18 protein-coding genes are annotated in these 19,186 nt (G+C 68.5%); 13 read left to right on the forward strand and 5 right to left on the reverse strand.

The window, feature by feature from the left end:
• The 3 genes from GORHZ_RS03100 to GORHZ_RS03110 all read left to right on the forward strand — a co-directional run.
• The coding region (locus tag GORHZ_RS03100) for a YceI family protein (protein ID WP_006330349.1) at nucleotides 1-421 on the forward strand (421 nt) is incomplete at its 5' end.
• 167 nt (nucleotides 422-588) lie between these two features.
• Nucleotides 589-2,304 (forward strand): adenylate/guanylate cyclase domain-containing protein, encoded by a 1,716-nt coding sequence (locus GORHZ_RS03105; RefSeq protein WP_006330350.1) that lies wholly within the window; start codon nucleotides 589-591, stop codon nucleotides 2,302-2,304.
• A gap of 83 nt (nucleotides 2,305-2,387) precedes the next feature.
• Complete coding sequence (locus tag GORHZ_RS03110; protein ID WP_006330352.1) at nucleotides 2,388-3,263, forward strand: oxidoreductase; 876 nt, start codon at nucleotides 2,388-2,390, stop codon at nucleotides 3,261-3,263.
• A gap of 42 nt (nucleotides 3,264-3,305) precedes the next feature.
• Here the strand turns inward: GORHZ_RS03110 and GORHZ_RS03115 are convergent, their stop codons facing one another.
• The gene (locus tag GORHZ_RS03115) at nucleotides 3,306-3,830 is read right to left on the reverse strand and encodes a hypothetical protein (protein ID WP_006330354.1); all 525 of its coding nucleotides are present in this window, start codon (nucleotides 3,828-3,830) and stop codon (nucleotides 3,306-3,308) included.
• Between the two features lie 98 nt (nucleotides 3,831-3,928).
• Complete coding sequence (locus GORHZ_RS03120; protein ID WP_006330355.1) at nucleotides 3,929-4,555, reverse strand: alpha-ketoglutarate-dependent dioxygenase AlkB; 627 nt, start codon at nucleotides 4,553-4,555, stop codon at nucleotides 3,929-3,931.
• A gap of 190 nt (nucleotides 4,556-4,745) precedes the next feature.
• On the opposite strand from GORHZ_RS03120, the gene GORHZ_RS03125 reads away from it, so the two are divergent.
• From GORHZ_RS03125 to GORHZ_RS03140, 4 genes are all read left to right on the forward strand, one after another.
• Nucleotides 4,746-6,983, forward strand: a complete 2,238-nt coding sequence (locus tag GORHZ_RS03125) for an MMPL family transporter (RefSeq protein ID WP_006330356.1) — start codon at nucleotides 4,746-4,748, stop codon at nucleotides 6,981-6,983.
• A gap of 16 nt (nucleotides 6,984-6,999) precedes the next feature.
• Complete coding sequence (locus GORHZ_RS03130) at nucleotides 7,000-7,635, forward strand: TetR family transcriptional regulator (protein WP_006330357.1); 636 nt, start codon at nucleotides 7,000-7,002, stop codon at nucleotides 7,633-7,635.
• Nucleotides 7,636-7,734: 99 nt separating this feature from the next.
• Nucleotides 7,735-9,327, forward strand: coding sequence for a GMC oxidoreductase (locus GORHZ_RS03135; RefSeq protein ID WP_006330358.1), 1,593 nt, complete (start codon nucleotides 7,735-7,737; stop codon nucleotides 9,325-9,327).
• 30 nt (nucleotides 9,328-9,357) lie between these two features.
• Nucleotides 9,358-10,341 (forward strand): LLM class F420-dependent oxidoreductase, encoded by a 984-nt coding sequence (locus GORHZ_RS03140; RefSeq protein ID WP_006330359.1) that lies wholly within the window; start codon nucleotides 9,358-9,360, stop codon nucleotides 10,339-10,341.
• Between the two features lie 7 nt (nucleotides 10,342-10,348).
• On the opposite strand, the gene GORHZ_RS03145 is transcribed toward GORHZ_RS03140, so the two are convergent.
• Nucleotides 10,349-11,503 (reverse strand): pyridoxal phosphate-dependent aminotransferase, encoded by a 1,155-nt coding sequence (locus tag GORHZ_RS03145; protein ID WP_006330361.1) that lies wholly within the window; start codon nucleotides 11,501-11,503, stop codon nucleotides 10,349-10,351.
• Nucleotides 11,504-11,591: 88 nt separating this feature from the next.
• On the opposite strand from GORHZ_RS03145, the gene GORHZ_RS31510 reads away from it, so the two are divergent.
• Both GORHZ_RS31510 and GORHZ_RS03155 read left to right on the forward strand, forming a co-directional pair.
• Complete coding sequence (locus GORHZ_RS31510; RefSeq protein ID WP_245551332.1) at nucleotides 11,592-12,548, forward strand: LppU/SCO3897 family protein; 957 nt, start codon at nucleotides 11,592-11,594, stop codon at nucleotides 12,546-12,548.
• A gap of 98 nt (nucleotides 12,549-12,646) precedes the next feature.
• Nucleotides 12,647-13,222: a hypothetical protein gene (locus tag GORHZ_RS03155; RefSeq protein WP_245551333.1), complete on the forward strand. Its 576-nt coding sequence runs from the start codon at nucleotides 12,647-12,649 to the stop codon at nucleotides 13,220-13,222.
• Between the two features lie 30 nt (nucleotides 13,223-13,252).
• Here the strand turns inward: GORHZ_RS03155 and GORHZ_RS03160 are convergent, their stop codons facing one another.
• Entirely contained in the window at nucleotides 13,253-14,917 is a 1,665-nt protein-coding gene (locus GORHZ_RS03160) for a DNA repair helicase XPB (protein WP_040529970.1), read from the reverse strand.
• Nucleotides 14,918-14,990: 73 nt separating this feature from the next.
• Nucleotides 14,991-17,327: a helicase-associated domain-containing protein gene (locus GORHZ_RS03165; protein WP_006330365.1), complete on the reverse strand. Its 2,337-nt coding sequence runs from the start codon at nucleotides 17,325-17,327 to the stop codon at nucleotides 14,991-14,993.
• A 72-nt stretch (nucleotides 17,328-17,399) separates the two neighbouring features.
• Here GORHZ_RS03165 and GORHZ_RS03170 point away from each other — a divergent pair, with 72 nt between their 5' ends.
• Genes GORHZ_RS03170 through GORHZ_RS03185 form a run of 4 tightly spaced genes read left to right on the forward strand, consistent with a single transcriptional unit; the run spans nucleotide 17,400 to nucleotide 19,053 of the window.
• Entirely contained in the window at nucleotides 17,400-17,591 is a 192-nt protein-coding gene (locus GORHZ_RS03170) for a hypothetical protein (protein WP_006330366.1), read from the forward strand.
• Nucleotides 17,592-17,598: 7 nt separating this feature from the next.
• A complete protein-coding gene (gene moaC, locus GORHZ_RS03175; RefSeq protein WP_006330367.1) occupies nucleotides 17,599-18,111 on the forward strand; it encodes a cyclic pyranopterin monophosphate synthase MoaC in 513 nt (170 codons plus the stop codon).
• Nucleotides 18,112-18,118: 7 nt separating this feature from the next.
• On the forward strand, nucleotides 18,119-18,601 hold the full coding sequence (locus GORHZ_RS03180; RefSeq protein ID WP_083877176.1) for a MogA/MoaB family molybdenum cofactor biosynthesis protein: 483 nt from the start codon (nucleotides 18,119-18,121) through the stop codon (nucleotides 18,599-18,601).
• Complete coding sequence (locus GORHZ_RS03185) at nucleotides 18,601-19,053, forward strand: molybdenum cofactor biosynthesis protein MoaE (protein WP_006330369.1); 453 nt, start codon at nucleotides 18,601-18,603, stop codon at nucleotides 19,051-19,053. The genes GORHZ_RS03180 and GORHZ_RS03185 overlap by 1 nt, the downstream gene beginning before the upstream one ends.
• The last annotated feature ends 133 nt before the right edge of the window (nucleotides 19,054-19,186 follow it).

Genomic DNA, 19,186 nt, shown 5'->3' on the forward strand with positions numbered 1-19,186 from the left:
CGGCACCATCACCGTCGCCGAGGACGGCACCCCGTCGGTGCAGGCCGAGATCGACGTCACCTCGCTGACGACCGGCAACGATCAGCGTGACGCGCACGTCCGCTCCGCCGACTTCTTCGAGGCCGAGACCTTCCCGAAGGCCACCTTCGTCTCCACCGGTGTCACACCGAAGGGTGACGACTACGTCCTCACCGGTGACTTCACCCTGAAGGGTGTCACCAAGTCCGTCGAGCTCGCGCTTGAGTTCAACGGTGTGAGCGCGGGCATGGGCCAGGGTCCGGTCGCCGGCTTCGAGGCCAGCACCGTGCTGAACCGCAAGGACTTCGGCATCGACTTCCAGATGCCGCTCGAGGGCGGCGGCGTCGTGATCGGCGACAAAGTCACCATCACCCTCGAGATCGAGGCCGTCCAGCCGGCCTGATCGTCGCCCCCGGGGACCGGCTCGTTCCCTGGTCGACCCACCCGGACGGGAGTCGGCGCTGCGCACACCCCGGCGCAGCGCCGACTCCCTTTTTCTTGGTGTCCGCGCTCACCGGCCCGTCGGTACCCTGACAGCTGGGGGCAGGCCGAGGGGAGAGGAGGCGGTGCATGGCACGACCGCGTAGACGCGCCCACGCCGACGAGCGGGGCGGTATCCACCTGCCCTCCCTCGCCCGAGGACGATTTGCCGCACCGCAATGCCGTGACTGGACCGCGGTCACCACATCCGAACGCGCCCGGATGGCTCGGTGGGCCACGGTCGCCGCCGCCTTCGCGATCAGTGTCACGAACTGTTTCGTCGGCCTCGAGACCTTCCTGCTCGTCCAGCTCGCGTTCAACGGCGGTCGGCTTGATTTCGCCTCCACCGTCGGTGCACCGAATTTCCCCGCGGTCGTATTCGCGATCCTCGTCGGCGTCGGGGTGAACCTGCTCCTCGGGCTGGGGCTGCTCAAACCGCAGCTGCGCTGGTTTGTCGACGGCCGGCCCGCAAACCAGGCGCGTCGTCGCGCGGTCCAACGCATTCCGATGATCCAGGTCCTCGCCACCTTCGGCGCCTGGTCGACGGCGGTGCTGTGTTACCTGCTGGCGGCCGACGACCTGACGACGCAGACGGTGTTCGGTGTCGCGGTGGCGTTCGGCCTGGCCGGAGTGTCGAGTTCATGCATCACCTATGTCTTCGCCGAACGCGCCGCCCGGCCCCTGGCGGTGGTCGCACTGCACGACAATCCGACGCGCCACGTGATCCACGGTGTGCGGTCGCGGATGATCGCGGTCTGGGCGGTGAGTTCCGCGGTGCCGATGGTGGGTCTGTTGATCATCAATGCCGGTCGGTGGGCCGACTGGTTGCCGCCGGTGCAGGGTCCGATCGACTGGACGACGGTCGTGCTCGCCATCGTCGGCCTGGTCGCAGGTGCCCGGGTGGTGGCGCTGGTCGGCACGTCCCTGGCCGACCCGCTCACCGATCTGCGACGCGCCGTCGAACAAGTCGACCGCGGGGACCTGTCGGCGCAGGTCGCGGTCTACGACTCTTCCGAACTCGGCGTGCTGCAACACGGCTTCAACGAGATGGTGACCGGACTCGACGAACGCGACCGGATGCGTGAACTCTTCGCCCGCCACGTCGGGGACACCGTCGCCGACCTCGCGCTCGAACGCGGCGCGGGCATGCACGGTACCAATGCGCTGGTCGGCGTGCTGTTCGTCGATATCGTCGGGTCGACGACGGTTGCCGCCCAACAGGATCCCCAGGAGACCGTGGCGCTGCTCAACCGCTTCTTCACCATCGTCGCCGAGGTCGTCGACCAGCACTCCGGATTCGTCAACAAGTTCGAGGGCGATGCCGCACTCGCGGTGTTCGGTGTGCCCGTCGCCGTCACGAATCCGGCCGCCGCTGCGCTGGGAGCCGCGCGCGATCTCGCGCGGCGGCTCCGGGAGCTCCCGATCGGTTGGGGCATCGGGGTGTCCTACGGACTGTCGTTCGCGGGCAATGTCGGGGCCGAGCGTCGCTACGAGTACACGGTCATCGGCAATCCGGTCAACGAGTGCGCACGGCTCTCGGAGCTGGCGAAGGGGGCCGAGGTCCCGGTCCTGGCCGGGGAAGGGGCGGTCGCTGCCGCCGGCGACGACGAGCGACCCGAGTGGCGCGCGGTGGGTGCCCGCAGGCTGCGTGGGCGGTCCGAGGCGATCGAGGTCTACGTCCCGGCAGCGATGGTCCCCACGTCCGAAGCGACGGGTGTCGGCGGTGTGCTGTCGGGTCTGCTGCGGCCGCGCCGCAGCGTCGTCGGAGGTTTGATCCGGCTGCCGCTGACGCTGATCGGACGCTGACGACGCGGCCGAGCCGGCCCGTTGACGCTCCTTCCGAACGCCAATAGCGTGGACCACGACATTCGCGATGAGGGGAGCACGCCATGGGGTGGTCGGTGTCGGACATACCGGATCAGACGGGGCGCACGGTGGTCGTGACGGGCGCCAACAGCGGCCTCGGTGCCGAGACGGCCAAGGCGCTCGCCGGGGCGGGCGCGCAGGTGATCCTGGCATGCCGCAACACCGAGAAGGCCGACCGGGTGGCGACCGAGATCGGCGCCGCAGCGACCGTCGCGCATCTCGACCTCGCGCACCTCGACTCGGTGCGGGCCTTCGCCGACGAGTTCACCGGCGCCGACGTGTTGATCAACAATGCCGGGGTGATGGCCATCCCGCTGCGGCGCACCGCCCAGGGCTTCGAGATGCAGATCGGCACCAACCATCTCGGGCACTTCGCGCTGACCGCGCTGGTGCTGCCGAAGATCACCGAACGGGTCGTCACACTCTCGTCGATGATGCATCAGATCGGGCGGATCGACCTGGGCGACCTGAACTGGGAGAAACGGCGCTACAGCCGGTGGCGCGCCTATGGCGACTCCAAGATGGCGAACCTGATGTTCGGCAAGGAGCTGGCCGCCCGGCTCTCGGCCGCCGGGTCGTCGAAGGTCTCGCTGATCGCGCATCCCGGCTACGCCGCCACCGGGTTGCAGGGCCACTCGGAATCGTTCGAAGACGTGTTCATGAACCTGGTGAACAAGACACCGATCCCGCAGTCCGCCGCCGGCGGTGCTCTGCCCACGCTCTACGCGGCGACCTCTCCGGACATCACGACCGGCACCTTCTACGGGCCGACCGAGTTCTTCGGCTCCCGCGGCGCGCCGGGCCGCTCGGGCTACAGCAAACGCGCCGACGACCTCGCCCTCCGCGAGGGCCTGTGGACGGTGTCGGAGAAGCTCACGGGCATCACCTTCGATATCTGACGTCGGGTATCCGACACCGCCGACCGTGTGACCGCCGGTCGGCTACTGGACGGAGAACTGGATGGAGTTCGACGCTCCGGAGATCCCGTCGGTGACGCTGATGGTGTAGGCACCCGGCGTGCGCAGGGTGTACAGCTTGGCCGACGTGCAGTCCTCGGTCTTGGTCACCGCGGCCTTGGCCGGCACCTTCGGTCCGGTCAGCCGGATCGCCATCTGGCACTCGTTGCCGTCGATCACGTTGCCGGCCGCGATGGTGGAGTTCCAGCGCACACCGAGCTGCGAGTTCTTCGGATAGACGCCGTCGCTGATCGGGGTGGCCTTGGGCGCGTACACCCACACGTTGATCGACTTCAGGCCGTTGGGGGCGTCGGGGCGACCGAGCGTGCCGTAATGTTCGGGCTCCTTGCTGGACGACCCGAGCGCGGAGCTGCCGGCGTCGAGGAGACCCGCGCTCCCGGAGCTCGAACCCCCGGAACTGCCGAACAGACTGTCGGCGGACGCGGGCGCTGCGACGACGGCGAGCGCCGCCGCGGCCAGGGCGGCCGCGGCTGTGGACTTACGAATCATGACTTCCTTCTCAACTCATCCCCGGGGCTTTGGTAACGATTCGATTAAACCACGAGCTCAGGGGTGCGCTGTCCGGGTGCGGGGGCAGGCGGAGGTGATCACCACACGCCGAGGGGCCGGAACTGGATACTGATGCGCGGGCCCACGGCACGCACCTTCGGCACGGAGTGTTCCCAGGTCCGCTGACAGCTGCCGCCCATCACGAGCAGGTCGCCCGGCCCCACGACGAACCGCAGCGAAGCCCCGCCACCCCGGGGTCGCAGCAGTAGCGGGCGGGGTGAGCCGAGGGAGACGATCGCGACCATCGTGTCGGCGGTGGCGCCCCGGCCGATGCGGTCACCGTGCCACGCGACGCTGTCGCCGCCGTCGCGGTACAGACACAATCCTGCCGTCGCGAAACCCTCGGGCAGTTCGTCGAGGTAGTGCTCGCTGAGCCGGTCCCGAGCGGCGACCAGCAGGGGATCGGGGAACGTGTCGGTCTCGCGGTACGTCGCGACGAGACGCGGGACCTCGACGACGCGGTCGTACATCTGACGCTGCTCGGCGCGCCACGCGGACCGGTCGTGCAGCCGGTCGAACAGCCACTGCGACCCCGAGATCCAGCCGGGCCGCACATCGATCCATGCGCCGTCGGACAGTGGCCGACGAACCGTGTCGTCGAGGCCGCCGATGCTCGTCACGGTGGCCGTCGAGTCGAACAGCGACCCCTGGATGCCGACCGTCATTCCCCGAGAGTACCAGCTCGTTCGAACAGGCATTCGATGACGTGTGCAGAAAGTCGATGCCTGCGAGAGATCGCTCACGGTTCACCTGCGGATTGTGGCCGCGTCGGCAATCTTCTGTTATCCAGTAACAAGTGGTAGTCACTAACAGTTTTGGTGGCTGATGTCGGCTCGAAGTTGTGGAGGGATGGCGATGGCGTCGTTCTTGTATCGGGTCGGAAGGTTCTCCTTCCGACATAAGTGGTGGGTCATCGCGACCTGGCTCGTCGCGGTGGTCGCCGTGGCCGGGCTGGTGGGTGCGTTGAGCCCGAAGTTCGCGAAGGACTTCAGCCTGCCCGGCACGGATTCGGGAACCGCGACCGAACAGTTGCAAGAGCACTTCCCGGATGTGATGGCCCAGCAGGAGCAGGCCTCGACGAGTGTGCTGGTGTATGCCCAGGACGGGCTGGCCGCTCACTCGGAACAGATCGACGCACTCGTCGCCGATCTGCGTGAACTCCCGGACCTCACCGACGCCTCGACGGTCGCAAGCCCGCTCGCGGCGGCGCAGGCCCAACCCGCCGCCGCAGCGTCGGTCCTCGGTGACGAGGGGCGGGTCGGTCTGATCCAGATCCGGCAGAACATCGAGCGCATGGACCTCACCGTCGAGGACAAGGCGGAGCTTACGCAGATCCTCGCCGACCATCGCGGCGATGGCCTGCAGGTCGAGGCGACCGGCTCGCTGATGCAGGTGATGGAGGCCGGCGGTACGGCGGAGCTGATCGGCTTCGCGGTCGCCTTCGTCGTCATGATCGTCGCCTTCGGCGCGCTCGTCGCGGCGTTCATCCCGCTGATCACCGGAATGGTCGGCGTCATGTTGACGATGCTGTTGGTGACGTTGTCGGCCGAGTTCCTCAGCATCAACCAGACCGCCACCGCCATCGTGACCATGCTCGGTATCGCGGTCTCCATCGACTACGCGCTGTTCATCGTGACCCGCTACCGGACGGAGACCCGCCGCGGCGGCAGTGCCGCCGACGCCGCCGGCCGCGCGGTCGGCACCGCCGGCACCGCGGTCGTGTTCGCCGGCATCACCGTCATGATCGCGGTGATCGCGCTGACCGTCATCGGGATTCCGCTGATCACGCAGATGGGGCTCGGCGCGGCCGCGGCGGTGTTCGTCGCGGTGATCGCGGCCCTGACGCTCATCCCCGCGCTGCTCGGTGCGGTCGGGCGGTTCGCGTTCGCCCCGCGCATCCCGTGGATCAAGCACGCGGAGGAATCCGACACCGCCGACACCCTCGGCGTGAAGTTCGGGCGGACCGTCGTCAAGCGTCCGCTGCCGTATGTCGTCGCCGGGCTGGCGGTGCTGGTGTTGGCCGCCATCCCGATGTCCAACCTCGAGCTGGGGATGTCGATGACCAGCGACGACGAGGCGCCGGCGCAGTCGCTGCTGCAGCGCGGGTTCGGCGAGGGCATCAATGGTGCACTGCTCGTGGTGGCACACACCGACAGCGGTGACATCACCGCGGTCGCCGACCGGGCCGTCGAGCAGATCAAGACGCTTCCCGGTGTCGCGAACACCGACACGCTGACGTGGACGGGCAACGGCACACCCGAGCCCAACACCGGAGCCGATACCGCGCTGATCATGGTGACGCCCACCAGCGCGCCGTCGGCCGCGGCGACCCACGACCTGATGGAGCAGATCCGCGCGTTCGCACCCGCTGCGGAATCCGCCGGTGCGGAACTGCACGTTGGTGGGCAGACCGCGATCATGTCGGATCTGTCCGCCAAGCTCGACCGGGCACTCATCCCGTATCTGGTGGTCGTGGTCGGCCTGGCGTTCTTGATCATGATCGCGGTGTTCCGGTCCATCTGGGTCCCGCTGATAGGCACCATCGGCTTCGTCTTCTCGGTGCTCGCGACCTTCGGCATGACCGTCGCGATCTTCCAGGAGGGCTCGCTGGGCCTGATCGACAACACCAAGCCGATCCTGTCGTTCCTGCCGATCTTCCTGATCGGTCTGGTGTTCGGCCTCGCGATGGACTACCAGGTGTTCCTGGTGACCCGCATGCGCGAGGAGTACGTGCACGGGATGTCGGCCACCGATGCCATCATCGCCGGCTACCGGCACGGTGCGCGGGTCGTGACGTCCGCCGCGATCATCATGATCAGCGTGTTCGCCGCGTTCATGCTCTCCCCGGACACCACGGCCAAGATGATCGGGTTCGCGCTCGCCGTCGCCGTCGCGTTCGACGCGTTCATCATCCGGATGATGGTGGTGCCGGCGATCATCGCGATGCTGGGAGACCGCGCCTGGGGTCTGCCGAAGTGGTTGGATCGACTCGTGCTCAACGTCGACATCGAGGGTGCGGCGGTCCGCGACCGCGGCCTGCCCACCGACGACGACACGGCGCCCGACAAGGAACCGGTCGGCGCGACGAGCTGATTCGAGGAGGTCGAGCATGGCCACACCGACGACGACCCCGGCCGCCGGGCCGGGGCGTCGGATCGGTTTGCGGGAGCGCAACAAGATGCGTACCCGCAAGGCGATCCGCGAGGCCGCGATGCGATTGTTCGCCGAGAACGGCTACAACCACACGACCGTGGAGCAGATCGCCCGGGCGGCCGAGGTCTCCCACACCACCTTCTTCCGATATTTCGCCTCCAAGGAACAGGTGGTGATCTCCGACGATCTCGAGGACGCGCGAGATGAGGTGGTCGCCGCGATCCCGCCCGGCCTCGGTCATTTCGACCTGCTGCGGCACGTGATCACCGGCATGTTCAGGATCGGCAGCGCCGACGAGTGGGCGAGCAGCCCCGAGCGCATGCGGCTGATCCAGTCCGAACCGGTGCTCCGCACGGCGTACCAGATCGAGGCCGACGCCGCGATCTCGAAGGCCACGGACTTCTTCGCCGAGTACACCGGCACCGACCCCGGCGACTTCCGGTTGCGGGTGTTCATCGCCGCCGCCGGCGGGGTGATGTTCCATTTCGCGCAGACCGCGCACGACATGGAGGACCATGACGTGCCCGACGAGGATCTGCTCACCACCCTGCTCGACGCCGTCGATCTGCTGGAGCAGGGCCTGCCGCTGTAACCCGTCCGCTCCTCCGGTTGAGTCGTGTGACTTACAGATGGTTCAATGTCCCGGGGTTGTCCGGGTCACAGCCCGGGCGAACGTGTCACGAGGGGGAGCGTGGGCATGATGAAGCGTCGTGCATTCTTGACGGCGGCGGCAGGTGTCGCGGCGGCGGGGGTCGCCGCGACCGGGGCGTCGGGGCCGGCGAACGGCGCACCGGCCAAGCGCATTCGGCTGATCCGCGAGGACCATCGGGTCGTCGTGGTGGGCTCTGGTTTCGGCGGCGGGGTCACCGCGCTGCGGCTGGCTCAGGCGGGGGTGCCGGTGGTGGTGCTCGAACGGGGTCGGCGATGGCCGACCGGACCGAACGCCCGGACCTTCCCGAGCGCATCCGCGCCCGACAAACGCGTGTTGTGGTATCAATCCGCACCGACGTTGTTCGGGCGCCCGGTCAGCTTCGAGCCCTACGTCGGGCTTTTGGATGCCGTCGCCGGGGACAACATGACCGCGATCTGCCCCGCGGGTGTGGGCGGGGGTTCGCTGGTCTACCAAGGGATGTCGCTGCAGCCGGCCGAGGATGTGTTCGCCTCGCATCTGCTTGAGCAGTTGGACTGGGCTCAGATGAACCGTATCCACTACCCGCGGGTCGCCCGGATGTTGCGGCTGCAGACCGCACCCGACCGGCTGATCGACTCGCCGAACTACCAGGCCGTGAGGACCTTTGCGGCGCACGTGCGTTCCGCGGGACTTCCGCTGTCGCGGATTCCTATGCCGATCGACTGGAACTACGCGCTGGCTGAGCTGTCTGGCCGGATGCGGCCGGCGTATACCAACGGCGACTGCGCCTTCGGGGTGAACAACGGCGGCAAGCACTCGGTGGACGTGACCTATCTGGCCGCCGCCGAGCGCACCGGCCTTGTCGACGTGCGGCCCCAACATCAGGTCACCGACGTCGCCCGTGCGCGCGACGGTCGCTGGACGGTACACGTGGACCGGATCGATGCGTCGGGTGTGGTGCAAGAACATCTGGTTCTGACGGCGAAGACGCTGGTGATGGCCGCCGGCAGCGTGCACACCACCAGGATGCTCGTGACTGCGGCGGCGCGCGATCGCATCCGGGATCTTCCCGACGGTCTCGGGCACGGGTGGGGCACCAATGCCGACCGGATCTACGTCTGGTCGGACGTCACCGACCGGTTCGGCGCCGAACAGGGCGGGCCGGTGGTCTACGGAAGCCTCAACTGGTCGAATCCCGACCTCGCGCACACCGTCATCCAGGCATCCATGCCGGGATTCGGGACCGACGTGAACAGCACGATGATGGTCGGGTACGGCGTCAGCGACGCCCGCGGCCGGATCGCGTATGACGCCGTACGCGAGGAAGCCGTGTTGCGGTGGCCGCGCGAGGGCGATGCGCACATCCAGACGCGGGCGATCGGGCCGACGGTACGCGCGATCGCCGGGCCGACCGGTGCGCTGACAGATACCAACCTCGGCTTTCCGTCGACCTGGCATCCGCTCGGCGGTGCGAACATGGGCGTGGTCTGCGACCTCGACGGCCGGGTCCGCGACCAGCGCGGCCTGTACGTCATCGACGGGGCACTGGTCCCGGGCACGGCGGCCGCCTGCAACCCGTCGATGACGATCGCGGCGGTCGCCGAACGCGCCCTCGACAACATCGTCACCCGCGATGTCGGGACGGTGATCTGACCAGGCGTCGCCCCGGGTAGCGTGGGGTGCATGCGTTTCGGTCTGTTCATTCCGCAGGGTTGGCGTCTCGATCTCGTCGATATCGCGCCTGCGGACCAGTGGGCGGTGATGTCGTCGCTGGCGGCCGCCGCCGAATCCACCGACTGGGACTCGATCTGGGTCTACGACCATTTCCACACGGTGCCGAGGCCGACCGACGAGGCCACGCACGAGGCGTGGACGCTGGTGTCGGCGTTCGCGGCGACCACCACACGCGTCGCGATCGGGCAGATGTGCACGGCGATGAGCTACCGCAACCCGATGTATCTCGCGAAGGTGGCGGCGACCGCGGACCTGATCTCCGGCGGCCGGGTACAGATGGGCATCGGGGCCGGATGGTACGAGCACGAGTGGCGCGCATACGGTTACGGCTTCCCGTCGGCGGGGGAGCGGCTGGCCCGCCTCGACGAGGGCGTGCAGATCATGAAGCAGGCCTGGGAGACCGGACGAGCCACCATGGCCGGCAAGCACTATCAGGTCGACGACGCGATCTGCGCTCCGCAGCCGGTTGCCGGACGTCTCCCGCTGTGGATCGCGGGTGGCGGTGAACGCAAGACCCTGCGGATCGCCGCCCGATATGCCGACTACACCAACTTCGACGGCACGCCCGACGGATTCGCGCATAAATCGTCTGTGTTGCAACAACATTGCGCCGACCTCGGGCGCGACTACGACTCCATCGTCCGGTCCTCGAACTACAACGTGATCATCGCCGAGACCGAGGACGAGGTGCAACGACGACTCGCCGCCCTCGAGGAGCGGTTGGCACGGCATGTGCCGGCCGACGTCGCGTCCGCGAGCCTGGGTGCGTTCCGCGGTATGCCCGCCGTCGGTACGCCGGAGCAGGTGATCGAGAACCTCTCGGCCCTGACGGATCTCGGGATGTCGTACGGGATCTTCTACTTCCCCGACCTGGCGTACGACCGCAGCGCCTTCGAGTTGTTCGTGAAGACGGTGATGCCCGCGCTGCGCTGAGCGGCGATCACAGTCGCCGCAGCCGTTGTGCGGCCTCGGCGATGACCTCGTCACGTTTGGCGAAGGCGAACCGCACCAGATGCCGCCACGGCTCGACGTCGTCGACGAACACGCTGACCGGGACCGCTGCCACGCCGATCCGTTCGGGTAGCATCCGGCAGAACGCCTCGCCGTCGTCGAAGCCGAGCGGCCGCGGGTCGGCGCAGACGAAATACGTTGCCTCGCTCCGGTGTACACCGAACCCGGCCTCGCTCAGCGCGGCCGACAGCATGTCGCGTTTGGTCTGGAGCGCGGCCGAGGAGCCGGCGACCCAGGCCATCTCGGTGTCGAGGGCCTGCGCCACGGCTGGTTGGAGCGGACCCGACCCGACATAGGACATGAACTGTTTGGCCGCGCGGGCCGCAGCGACGAGTTCGGCGGGTCCGCTGATCCATCCGACCTTCCAGCCGGTGCAGTTGAACGTCTTGGCGGCACTCGAGATTCGCAGGGTTCGCTCCCGCATGCCCGGGAACGTGGCCAGCGGGTGGTGGGGCCGGCCGTCGAAAAGCAGGTGTTCGTATACCTCGTCGGTCACCGCGATGACGTCGTGTTCCACGCACAGGCGGGCGATCTCGGCGAGGTCGTCGTCGGACAACACCGTGCCGGTCGGATTGTGCGGGGAGTTGACCAGGATCACCGAGGTGGCGGGCCCGAAGGCGTCGGCGAGGCGGTCGCGGTCGAGGCGGAATCCGTCGTCGTCGGCGATCAGAGGTACCGTGCGGCGCACGCCGCAGGCCATCGCGACGGTGGCGGCGTAGGAGTCGTAATACGGCTCGATCATGACGACCTCGCGTCCCGGCTCCACCAGCCCGACGACGGCGCCCGCGATCGCCTCGGTCGCCCCGACGGTGATCAGCACCTCGGTGTCGGGATCGTAGTCGAGGCCGTAGTGGTCGCGCTGATGACGGCTCACCGCGGTGCGCAACTCCGGGACCCCGATCCCCGGCGGATACTGGTTGTGGCCCTCGGCGATGGCCCGCTGCGCGGCCGCGAGCATCGAGGCGGGACCGTCGGTGTCGGGGAAGCCCTGGCCGAGATTGACCGCATCGTGTGCCACCGCCAGGGCCGACATCTCGGCGAAGATGGTGGTGCCGAAGGGGCGAAGTCGTTGCACGAGGGGCATGTGTCCAGGCTGTCACACCCGGCTCTCGGGTCCCCCTCGCGGTGTAATGGACTCCGGTGATCCGGACACGGCGGTACGATCGGCGTCTATGACCACGCCGCCGGAATCGCCGCATCCAGGGTCACCGGACCAATCGACCGGGTCGGGCTCCGAGCCGCCGTCGCAACCGGATCCGGGTATGCAGCCGCCGTCATCGGGTGGGCCGTATCCGGAGGCCCAGCAGAATCCCGGGGCCGGGGAGCAGAATCCCGGGGCCGGGCAGTACCCCGGGACGCAGCAGTACCCCGGGACGCAGCAGTACCCCGGGACGCAGCAGTACCCCGGGACGCAGCAGTACCCCGGGACGCAGCAGTACCCGGGCTCCCAACAGCAGTACCCCGGCTATCCGGGTGCTCAATCGGGTCCGGGGGCACCGCAGTATCCGGGAGGAGGTCCGCCGCCGGCCCATCCGGGCCAGCCGTATCCCAGTGCGCCCGGCCCCTCGGCACCGGCGGCCAAGAAGGCGAAGCGACTGTGGTGGGTGCTGGGCGTCGTCGCCCTGCTGATCATCGCGATCGTGGTGTTGATCGGATTCATCGCCCGCGATGCCATCACCGACTACAACGACGTCGCGGTCGGCGACTGTGTGTCGGTCAGCGGCCAATCGGGCGATGAGACGATTCACGCCAGGAAGACCGATTGCTCGTCGACGAGCACGATGACCTTCTATGTCGCGCTGAAGATGTCGGCCGGGTCATGCCCCAGTCAGAACTACTCGCGCCTCTACTGGACCGAAGGCGGCGAGGCCACCGGTGAGCAGCTGTGTCTGGTGCCCAATCTGATCGAGGGTGAGTGCTATCAGATCCCCAACACGATTGTGCCGACGAGCAGCCTCGTCGATTTCCGGCGGATCGATTGCGGATTGTCGGGAGCTGCGGGCACCGAAGTGATTCGGATCGAGGCACGAACCGCCGGCCGACCCTCGTGCGAGCCAGATCAGCTCGCCGTCTACTTCGCGCTGCCCAAGCCCATCGGTTACTGTCTCGCGGCCACCACCGCATCCTGACACCGCCATCCTGAACAGGCCGGATACCCACCGCGAACAGTCATCGCACTCTGGTCGTAAACCATGTGGCTCAGGCGGACTCGGCGTACCCTCACGCCATGAGACTTCTCCATTCGGACATCCGCGACCGGGACCGCCTCGTGCGGAGTGTGTTGGTGGCCACCACCTGTGTGATCTTCGGCGTGTTGACGGCGTGCAGTGCCAGCGTCTCGATCGGCAACTCGGACCAGATCACCAAACCCGACGACATCGCGGTCGGCGAATGCCTCCAGGTCAGCGATCAAGTGGACGAGAACGGGAACGTGGAGGCCACGAAGGTCGACTGCAATGCCGACGGTCTCACCTTCCTCGCCGCGACGACGGTTGCGCAGGGCGCGTCCTGCCCGACCGAGAACTACTCCCATCTCACCTTCGCGGGCTCGACCGACACCCTGTGTCTCACCCCGAATTTCGCCGCGGGGAAGTGCTACCAGGTGCCCGGAGGGGCGAATGCGTCGCTCGTCGACTATCGCGAGATCGCGTGCGACGCCGCTCCCAGCACCGACACCGTCGTCTACGAGGTGACCAAGCGGACCGAGGGCGGGGAACCGGCATGCGACCCGAATGAGCTCGCAGCCGGCTTCGACCTGCCCTCCGCGGTCGGTTTCTGCCTCACCAAGGTGACGCAGGGCTGAGGACCGCCGGCTGGCGGACCGGCGCGCTGATCAGGCCGAACCCTCGCCGATCGACGGCCCGAGCAGGTCGTCGGCGTCGGTGATCCGGTAGGCGTAACCCTGCTCGGCGAGGAATCGCTGGCGGTGCGCCGCGTAATCGGCGTCGAGGGTGTCACGTGACACCACCGAGTAGAAATGTGCCTGCCCGCCATCGCGTTTGGGTCGGAGGAGCCGGCCCAGGCGCTGGGCTTCCTCCTGTCGGGAACCGAAGGTTCCCGACACCTGCACCGCGACCGACGCCTCGGGCAGGTCGATGGAGAAGTTGGCGACCTTGGACACCACCAGCGTCTGCAGTTCACCGGACCGGAACCGGTCAAACAGGGCCTCGCGGTCCTTGTTCTTCGTCGATCCCTGGATCACGGGCGCGTCGAGCTCGCGTCCGAGTTCCTCGAGCTGGTCGATGTAGGCGCCGATGATCAGGGTTTGAGAGTCCTTGTGGCGGTCCAGGATCGACCTGACCACGTTCACCTTGGTATGCGCGGTCGAGCACAGCCGGTACTTCTCGTCGTTCTCGGCCACCGCGTACTGCAGGCGCTCCTCGTCGGTCAGGGTGACCCGGACCTCGATGCACTCGGCGGGCGCGATCCAACCCTGCGCCTCGATGTCCTTCCACGGCGCGTCATAGCGTTTCGGGCCGATGAGGCTGAACACGTCGCCTTCGCGTCCGTCCTCGCGGACGAGGGTGGCTGTCAGCCCCAGACGCCGGCGTGATTGCAGATCGGCGGTCATCCGGAACACGGGCGCCGGCAACAGGTGCACCTCGTCGTAGATGATCAGGCCCCAGTCCCGGGAGTCGAAGAGATCGAGATTGCGATACTCGCCCTTCGACTTGCGGGTCATCACCTGATAGGTGGCGATGGTGACGGGTCGGATCTCCTTGCGTTCCCCGGAGTACTCACCGATCTCGTCCTCGGTGAGGGATGTCCGGGCCACCAGCTCACGTTTCCACTGCCGGCCGGCGACGGTGTTGGTGACCAGGATCAGCGTCGTCGCCTGCGCCTTGGCCATGGCCGCGGCACCCACCATCGTCTTGCCCGCCCCACACGGGAGGACCACGACACCCGACCCGCCCGCCCAGAACGAGTCGGCTGCCAACGCCTGATAGTCACGCAGGTGCCAGTCACCCTCGTCGAGTGCGATCGCGTGCGCTTCGCCGTCGACGTAACCGGCGAGGTCCTCGGCCGGCCAGCCGACCTTCAACAGGATCTGCTTGAGGCGGCCGCGTTCGGACGGGTGCACGATGACGGTGTCGTCGTCGATGCGGGCGCCGAGCATCGGTGCGACCTTCTTGTTGCGCAGGATCTCCTCGAGAACGGCGCGATCGAGGCTCACCAGGGTCAGGCCGTGCGCGGGATGCTTGACAAGCTGCAGGCGCCCGAACCGACTCATGGTCTCCACGACGTCCATGAGCAGTGGCTGCGGCACCGCGTAGCGCGAGTAACTCACCAGCGCGTCGACGACCTGCTCGGCGTCGTGTCCGGCGGCGCGGGCATTCCACAGGGCCAGCGGGGTCACCCGGTAGGTGTGCACATGCTCCGGGGCGCGTTCGAGCTCGGCGAACGGGGCGATCGCCGCGCGCGCCGCCGCGGCATCGGGGTGATCCACCTCCAGCAGCAGCGTCTTGTCGGATTGCACGATCAGGGGTCCATCGGTCACCCGATCCATTGTCCAGATCGCCGCAACTCCTGTCAGACCCGGTCACGGTTGCCGGCGCGGGGCGTCGCGGGATTCAGTCCTCCAGCAATTCGACGCTCGTGACCCGGTGCAGGGAGAACCGTTGCTCGGTGTCCGAGCCGGCATCCACGGCGACCAGCTGCCCGGCCCCGAGCGCGTGCGGTGTGACGACGTGCCGGCTCGCCGATCCGTGTGCGTCGACATAGTCGACCCGCAGGCGCCGCTTGAGGCGCAACGCCAGCTGGATGAGCGCAGAGGCCGACTCGCCTCCGCCGACGGCGCGCACCGGCCCCGACGATGCGCCCGCGGCGGGCCGCGCCGAGTCCGCCCGATCCGCCGACCGCATCCGCGTGATGACCGACCGGAGCTGGTCGGGGGAGGGGACCGCGCGCCGCGGCGGACCGTGGCGGCGTTGCCGTGTCGCGGTGACCCGGCTACCGCGTTCCCGCAGATCGACGACCGTTCCCGACGAGTCCTCGCCGGCGGGCGCGAACCCGGCGGCGCGCAACTGGTCGATGACGTCGCGGACGTCGGCCGGTGACACCGCGACCGTGGAGGCCAGTGCCCGCAACGCGAGATGCTCGCCCACGGGGCTGCGCAACACCGCGGCCAGGGTGGTGGCGTCCTCGCAACGGACGAAGGACGACGCCACCCCGACCCGCAACTGTCCGTGCCGGCGCGCGACGTCCTCGATCAGATACGTCAACGACTGCGGCACCGGGGTGCGTGAGTGTGCGGTGAACATGGCGATCAGTTCGCTGCTGCTGCGGCCGGCGTCCAGCGCGCGTCGCACGCTGTGGTCGGAGACCCGGTATACCGAGGCCGCGCCACCGGATTCGAGGTCGGCCACCAACTCCACCTGCTCGGCCAGCTCCGGCGTCATCGGCCCAGGCACCATCAGGGTCAGGTCGGCCTGGGCGAGAAAATGGTCGACGGGCTCGGGCAGTGCCGCGTGCATCGCCTCGAGGGTACGTTTGTCAGCCTCGCCGGTGTCGTGGCCGGCGATCACCGTGCGCCCCACCCCGGTCAGCGACCCGTGCGCAACGACACCGAGTTCGCGTGCCTCCCTCAGTGTTTCGTCGACGATCCGGCGGGAGAAGCGGCGGATCTGTCGGGGACGATGCCAGCCGAGGACCACGACCAGCGCATCGGTGTCGACAGGGATCGCCGGGCTCGCCGCGGCCAGGGTCTCCAACACGATCCGACGTTGTGCCGGGGCGAAGGCGTCGTGCAACTCGCCCGACAGCGCCGGGTGGGCGTTGCCGTCGCGGTCGGGTTCACCGACCTGCCAGGCCCGCCGCGGCATGTCCAACCAGCCGCCGAGCAGTGCCGACCACTGCCGGTCGGGGGACTGGTGCAGCCAGGTGTCGGCGGCCGGCGTCGGCGCGAACGCGTGCTCGCCGGTGTCGCCGGGCGGTGGCGGATCGGGGAATCCGGCGTCGATGTAGCGCAGATAGGCGAGGATTTCGACGATGAGTGCCAGGCGCGGCAGTTCCAGCCCGGTGACCTTCGCCAGCCGCCGCAGTTCCCGCACGCCGAGCGCACCCGACCGCAGCACGGCCGCCGGCGTGGCGCCGAGTGCGGTGATCACCGAGGTCGTGTGCCGGATCAGTTCGAGCGCCTCACCCCCGGCCGCGGCGTCGATCGCGGCCGGGGAGAACCGCCGCTTGGCATCCGGATCGTGCAGCTCGGGCGGTCTCAGGTCGTCGACGGGCAGCGGGGGTTCACCGCGCAGCAGCTGACCCAACGTCGGGGGCAGTTCCACCGTTTGCTCGTCGATGCGGGCGAGTAGACCGGCCGCGATGAGCCGCGCGACCGGCTTGTCGGGATCGGCGTCGGGGGCGGCGTCGCGGCTGCGGCCCAGCGCCGGACCCTTCGACAGGGTCTCGAGCAGGCCGCGTTCGCGCTCGTCGAGGTCATCGAGTCGGGCACGCAGGTCCTCGACGGATGCGGTCGCGAGCGGGCCGCTCAGGTGATGGCCGCGCCATGGCAATGCGGCCGGGGCGTGGGCCCCCGTGCGTAACGCGTCGTCGGGGCCCCAGAGCAACGCGCGCCGCCGCAACAGGTCCACACGAGCGGTGACCGCACCGGTGTCGGTGCGACCGGACAATGCGTCGGCGATCGCATCGATGCTGGTCACGACGGATCTCCGCGCGTGGTGGTCGGTGCCGAGCGCGATCGCTTGTTCGAGGACGGCCACCGACAACAGGTCCAGGTCGTCGCCGGCGAGCGCCGACGATGCCGCCGACAGCGCCCGTGAGGCGAGCACGCCGGTCCCGGCCGGTGGCGGGGACGCGAGATCTGGCCGTGCGATCAACAGATCGGTGAGTTCGTCGTCGCTGCGCTGCGCCAGATCGTCGGCGAGGCTTACGCCCTGGTGATCGGCGGTCATCCGATCGATTCTACTGAGCGTGACGGGACATGAGGTTTCGGTGGGACGGTCCCGTAGCGCACATGGCACAATATGCCCGTGGCTGAGAAGAAGAAGTACATCGACAACGGCTGGCCCAAGGATTCCGACGGCGAACACCACCACGCGGTCTCCGAGTTCGCGGCCGGTCTGTCCGGTGCCCTGTCACCCTTCGGCGACACCGAGTTGCCGGTGCCGCTCGACGAGTTGCCCTACCTCCAGCCGAAGACGGTCATCAACCGCTGACGAGCGGGTGTCCGACCAGCACCGGTCGCCCGCGCCGATCGGATCCAGCGACGGCGGGTTGAGTCACATCGACTCCACCGGCGCGGCGCGGATGGTCGACGTCGGCGGCAAGGCGCGGACCGCACGGCGCGCCGTCGCCGGGGGAACCTTTCACACCACCACCGAGGTCATCGCGCTGCTCGCCGAGGGCAATCTGCCCAAAGGCGATGTCCTGGCCACGGCACGGATCGCCGGCATCATGGCCGCGAAACGCACCGATGAGCTGATCCCGCTGTGCCATCAGCTGGCGCTGTCGTCGGTCGAGATCGATTTCGCGATCGCCGACGATCACATCGACGTCACCGCCATCGTCGCGACCAGCGGTCAGACCGGTGTGGAGATGGAGGCGCTCACCGCCGTCGCCGTCACCGGCCTCACGTTGCACGACATGGTGAAGGCGGTCGACCGCCGCGCCCGGATGGACGACGTCCGCCTCCTCGAGAAGACCGGCGGCAAATCGGGAACGTGGACACGTGACTGAACCGAAAATGCATGGTCGCCCGCGGATCGCGCGGGTCGTGGTCGCCTCGACGCGGGCCAGTCGCGGCGAATACCTCGACCGAGGGGGCCCCATCATCAGCGACTGGCTGACCGAGCGGGGCTTCGTGGTCGACGAATTGATCGTGGTATCCGACGGCCCGCCGGTAGGCGCCGCCATACGGGCGGGAATCTACGCCGACGCGGACCTGATCGTCACCACGGGCGGAACGGGCATCACGCCGACCGACCGGACACCGGAGGAGACCCGAGCTCTGCTCGACATCGAGATTCCGGGCCTCGCCGACGCCATCCGCTCGGCGGGACTGCCGAAGGTACCCACCGCGGTGTTGTCCCGCGGTACGGCGGGGGTGGCGTCCTCCACGCTCGTCGTGAACCTGCCCGGCTCGCCCGGGGGTGTGCGGGACGGACTCTCGGTGCTCGACCGCGTGCTCGATCATGCGCTCGACCAGATCCGAGGCGGTGACCACTGATGACCACACCAGATGCCCGAGTGCGGGTCGTCCGTGCCGCCCTGGCCGAGACCGCCATCGACCTTCCCAGCCACGAGGCGCTGGTCACCGATGCCGCGGGCGGCGCCGCCGGAGCGATCGTCGGGTTCGTCGGTGCGGTGCGCAACCACGACGGCGGGCGCGAGGTCACCCGGCTCGTCTACTCGGCGCACCCGACCGCGCCGCAGATCCTTGCCGACGTCGTCGGCGCCGTCGCCGAGGATGCGACGGGAGTACGGGCCGTCGCCGTGTCGCATCGGGTCGGGGATCTCGCCGTGGGCGACGTCGCGTTCGTGGTGGCGGTCGCCGCAGACCATCGTCGGGCCGCTTTCGACACCTGCTCCCGCCTCGTCGACGAGGTCAAGGCGCAGCTGCCGGTGTGGAAGCACCAGTGGTTCGGCGACGGCACCGACGAATGGGTCGGCTCGGCGTAAGTAGGCCAAGGCTCCCACTCGCTGGTCGAGGCGATCCGCCCACCAGCTGGTCGAGTAGCGGCGACGCAGGAGCCGCGTATCAAGGCCACTGTGGTGGGGCAGAAATTGGAAAAGGACCCCGCACGGATTACTC

Origin of the sequence: Gordonia rhizosphera NBRC 16068 (genome assembly GCF_000298195.1) — a bacterium.
In the GTDB taxonomy this organism is placed as follows: domain Bacteria; phylum Actinomycetota; class Actinomycetes; order Mycobacteriales; family Mycobacteriaceae; genus Gordonia; species Gordonia rhizosphera.

Bases quoted from the DNA above. Each gene is read 5' to 3' on its own strand.
- GORHZ_RS03105 (WP_006330350.1), top strand. From the start codon at position 589: ATGGCACGACCGCGTAGACGCGCCCACGCCGACGAGCGGGGCGGTATC.
- GORHZ_RS03110 (WP_006330352.1), top strand. From the start codon at position 2,388: ATGGGGTGGTCGGTGTCGGACATACCGGATCAGACGGGGCGCACGGTG.
- GORHZ_RS03115 (WP_006330354.1), bottom strand. From the start codon at position 3,830: ATGATTCGTAAGTCCACAGCCGCGGCCGCCCTGGCCGCGGCGGCGCTC.
- GORHZ_RS03120 (WP_006330355.1), bottom strand. From the start codon at position 4,555: ATGACGGTCGGCATCCAGGGGTCGCTGTTCGACTCGACGGCCACCGTG.
- GORHZ_RS03125 (WP_006330356.1), top strand. From the start codon at position 4,746: ATGGCGTCGTTCTTGTATCGGGTCGGAAGGTTCTCCTTCCGACATAAG.
- GORHZ_RS03130 (WP_006330357.1), top strand. From the start codon at position 7,000: ATGGCCACACCGACGACGACCCCGGCCGCCGGGCCGGGGCGTCGGATC.
- GORHZ_RS03140 (WP_006330359.1), top strand. From the start codon at position 9,358: ATGCGTTTCGGTCTGTTCATTCCGCAGGGTTGGCGTCTCGATCTCGTC.
- GORHZ_RS03145 (WP_006330361.1), bottom strand. From the start codon at position 11,503: ATGCCCCTCGTGCAACGACTTCGCCCCTTCGGCACCACCATCTTCGCC.
- GORHZ_RS31510 (WP_245551332.1), top strand. From the start codon at position 11,592: ATGACCACGCCGCCGGAATCGCCGCATCCAGGGTCACCGGACCAATCG.
- GORHZ_RS03155 (WP_245551333.1), top strand. From the start codon at position 12,647: ATGAGACTTCTCCATTCGGACATCCGCGACCGGGACCGCCTCGTGCGG.
- GORHZ_RS03165 (WP_006330365.1), bottom strand. From the start codon at position 17,327: ATGACCGCCGATCACCAGGGCGTAAGCCTCGCCGACGATCTGGCGCAG.
- GORHZ_RS03170 (WP_006330366.1), top strand. From the start codon at position 17,400: ATGCCCGTGGCTGAGAAGAAGAAGTACATCGACAACGGCTGGCCCAAG.
- GORHZ_RS03180 (WP_083877176.1), top strand. From the start codon at position 18,119: ATGCATGGTCGCCCGCGGATCGCGCGGGTCGTGGTCGCCTCGACGCGG.
- GORHZ_RS03185 (WP_006330369.1), top strand. From the start codon at position 18,601: ATGACCACACCAGATGCCCGAGTGCGGGTCGTCCGTGCCGCCCTGGCC.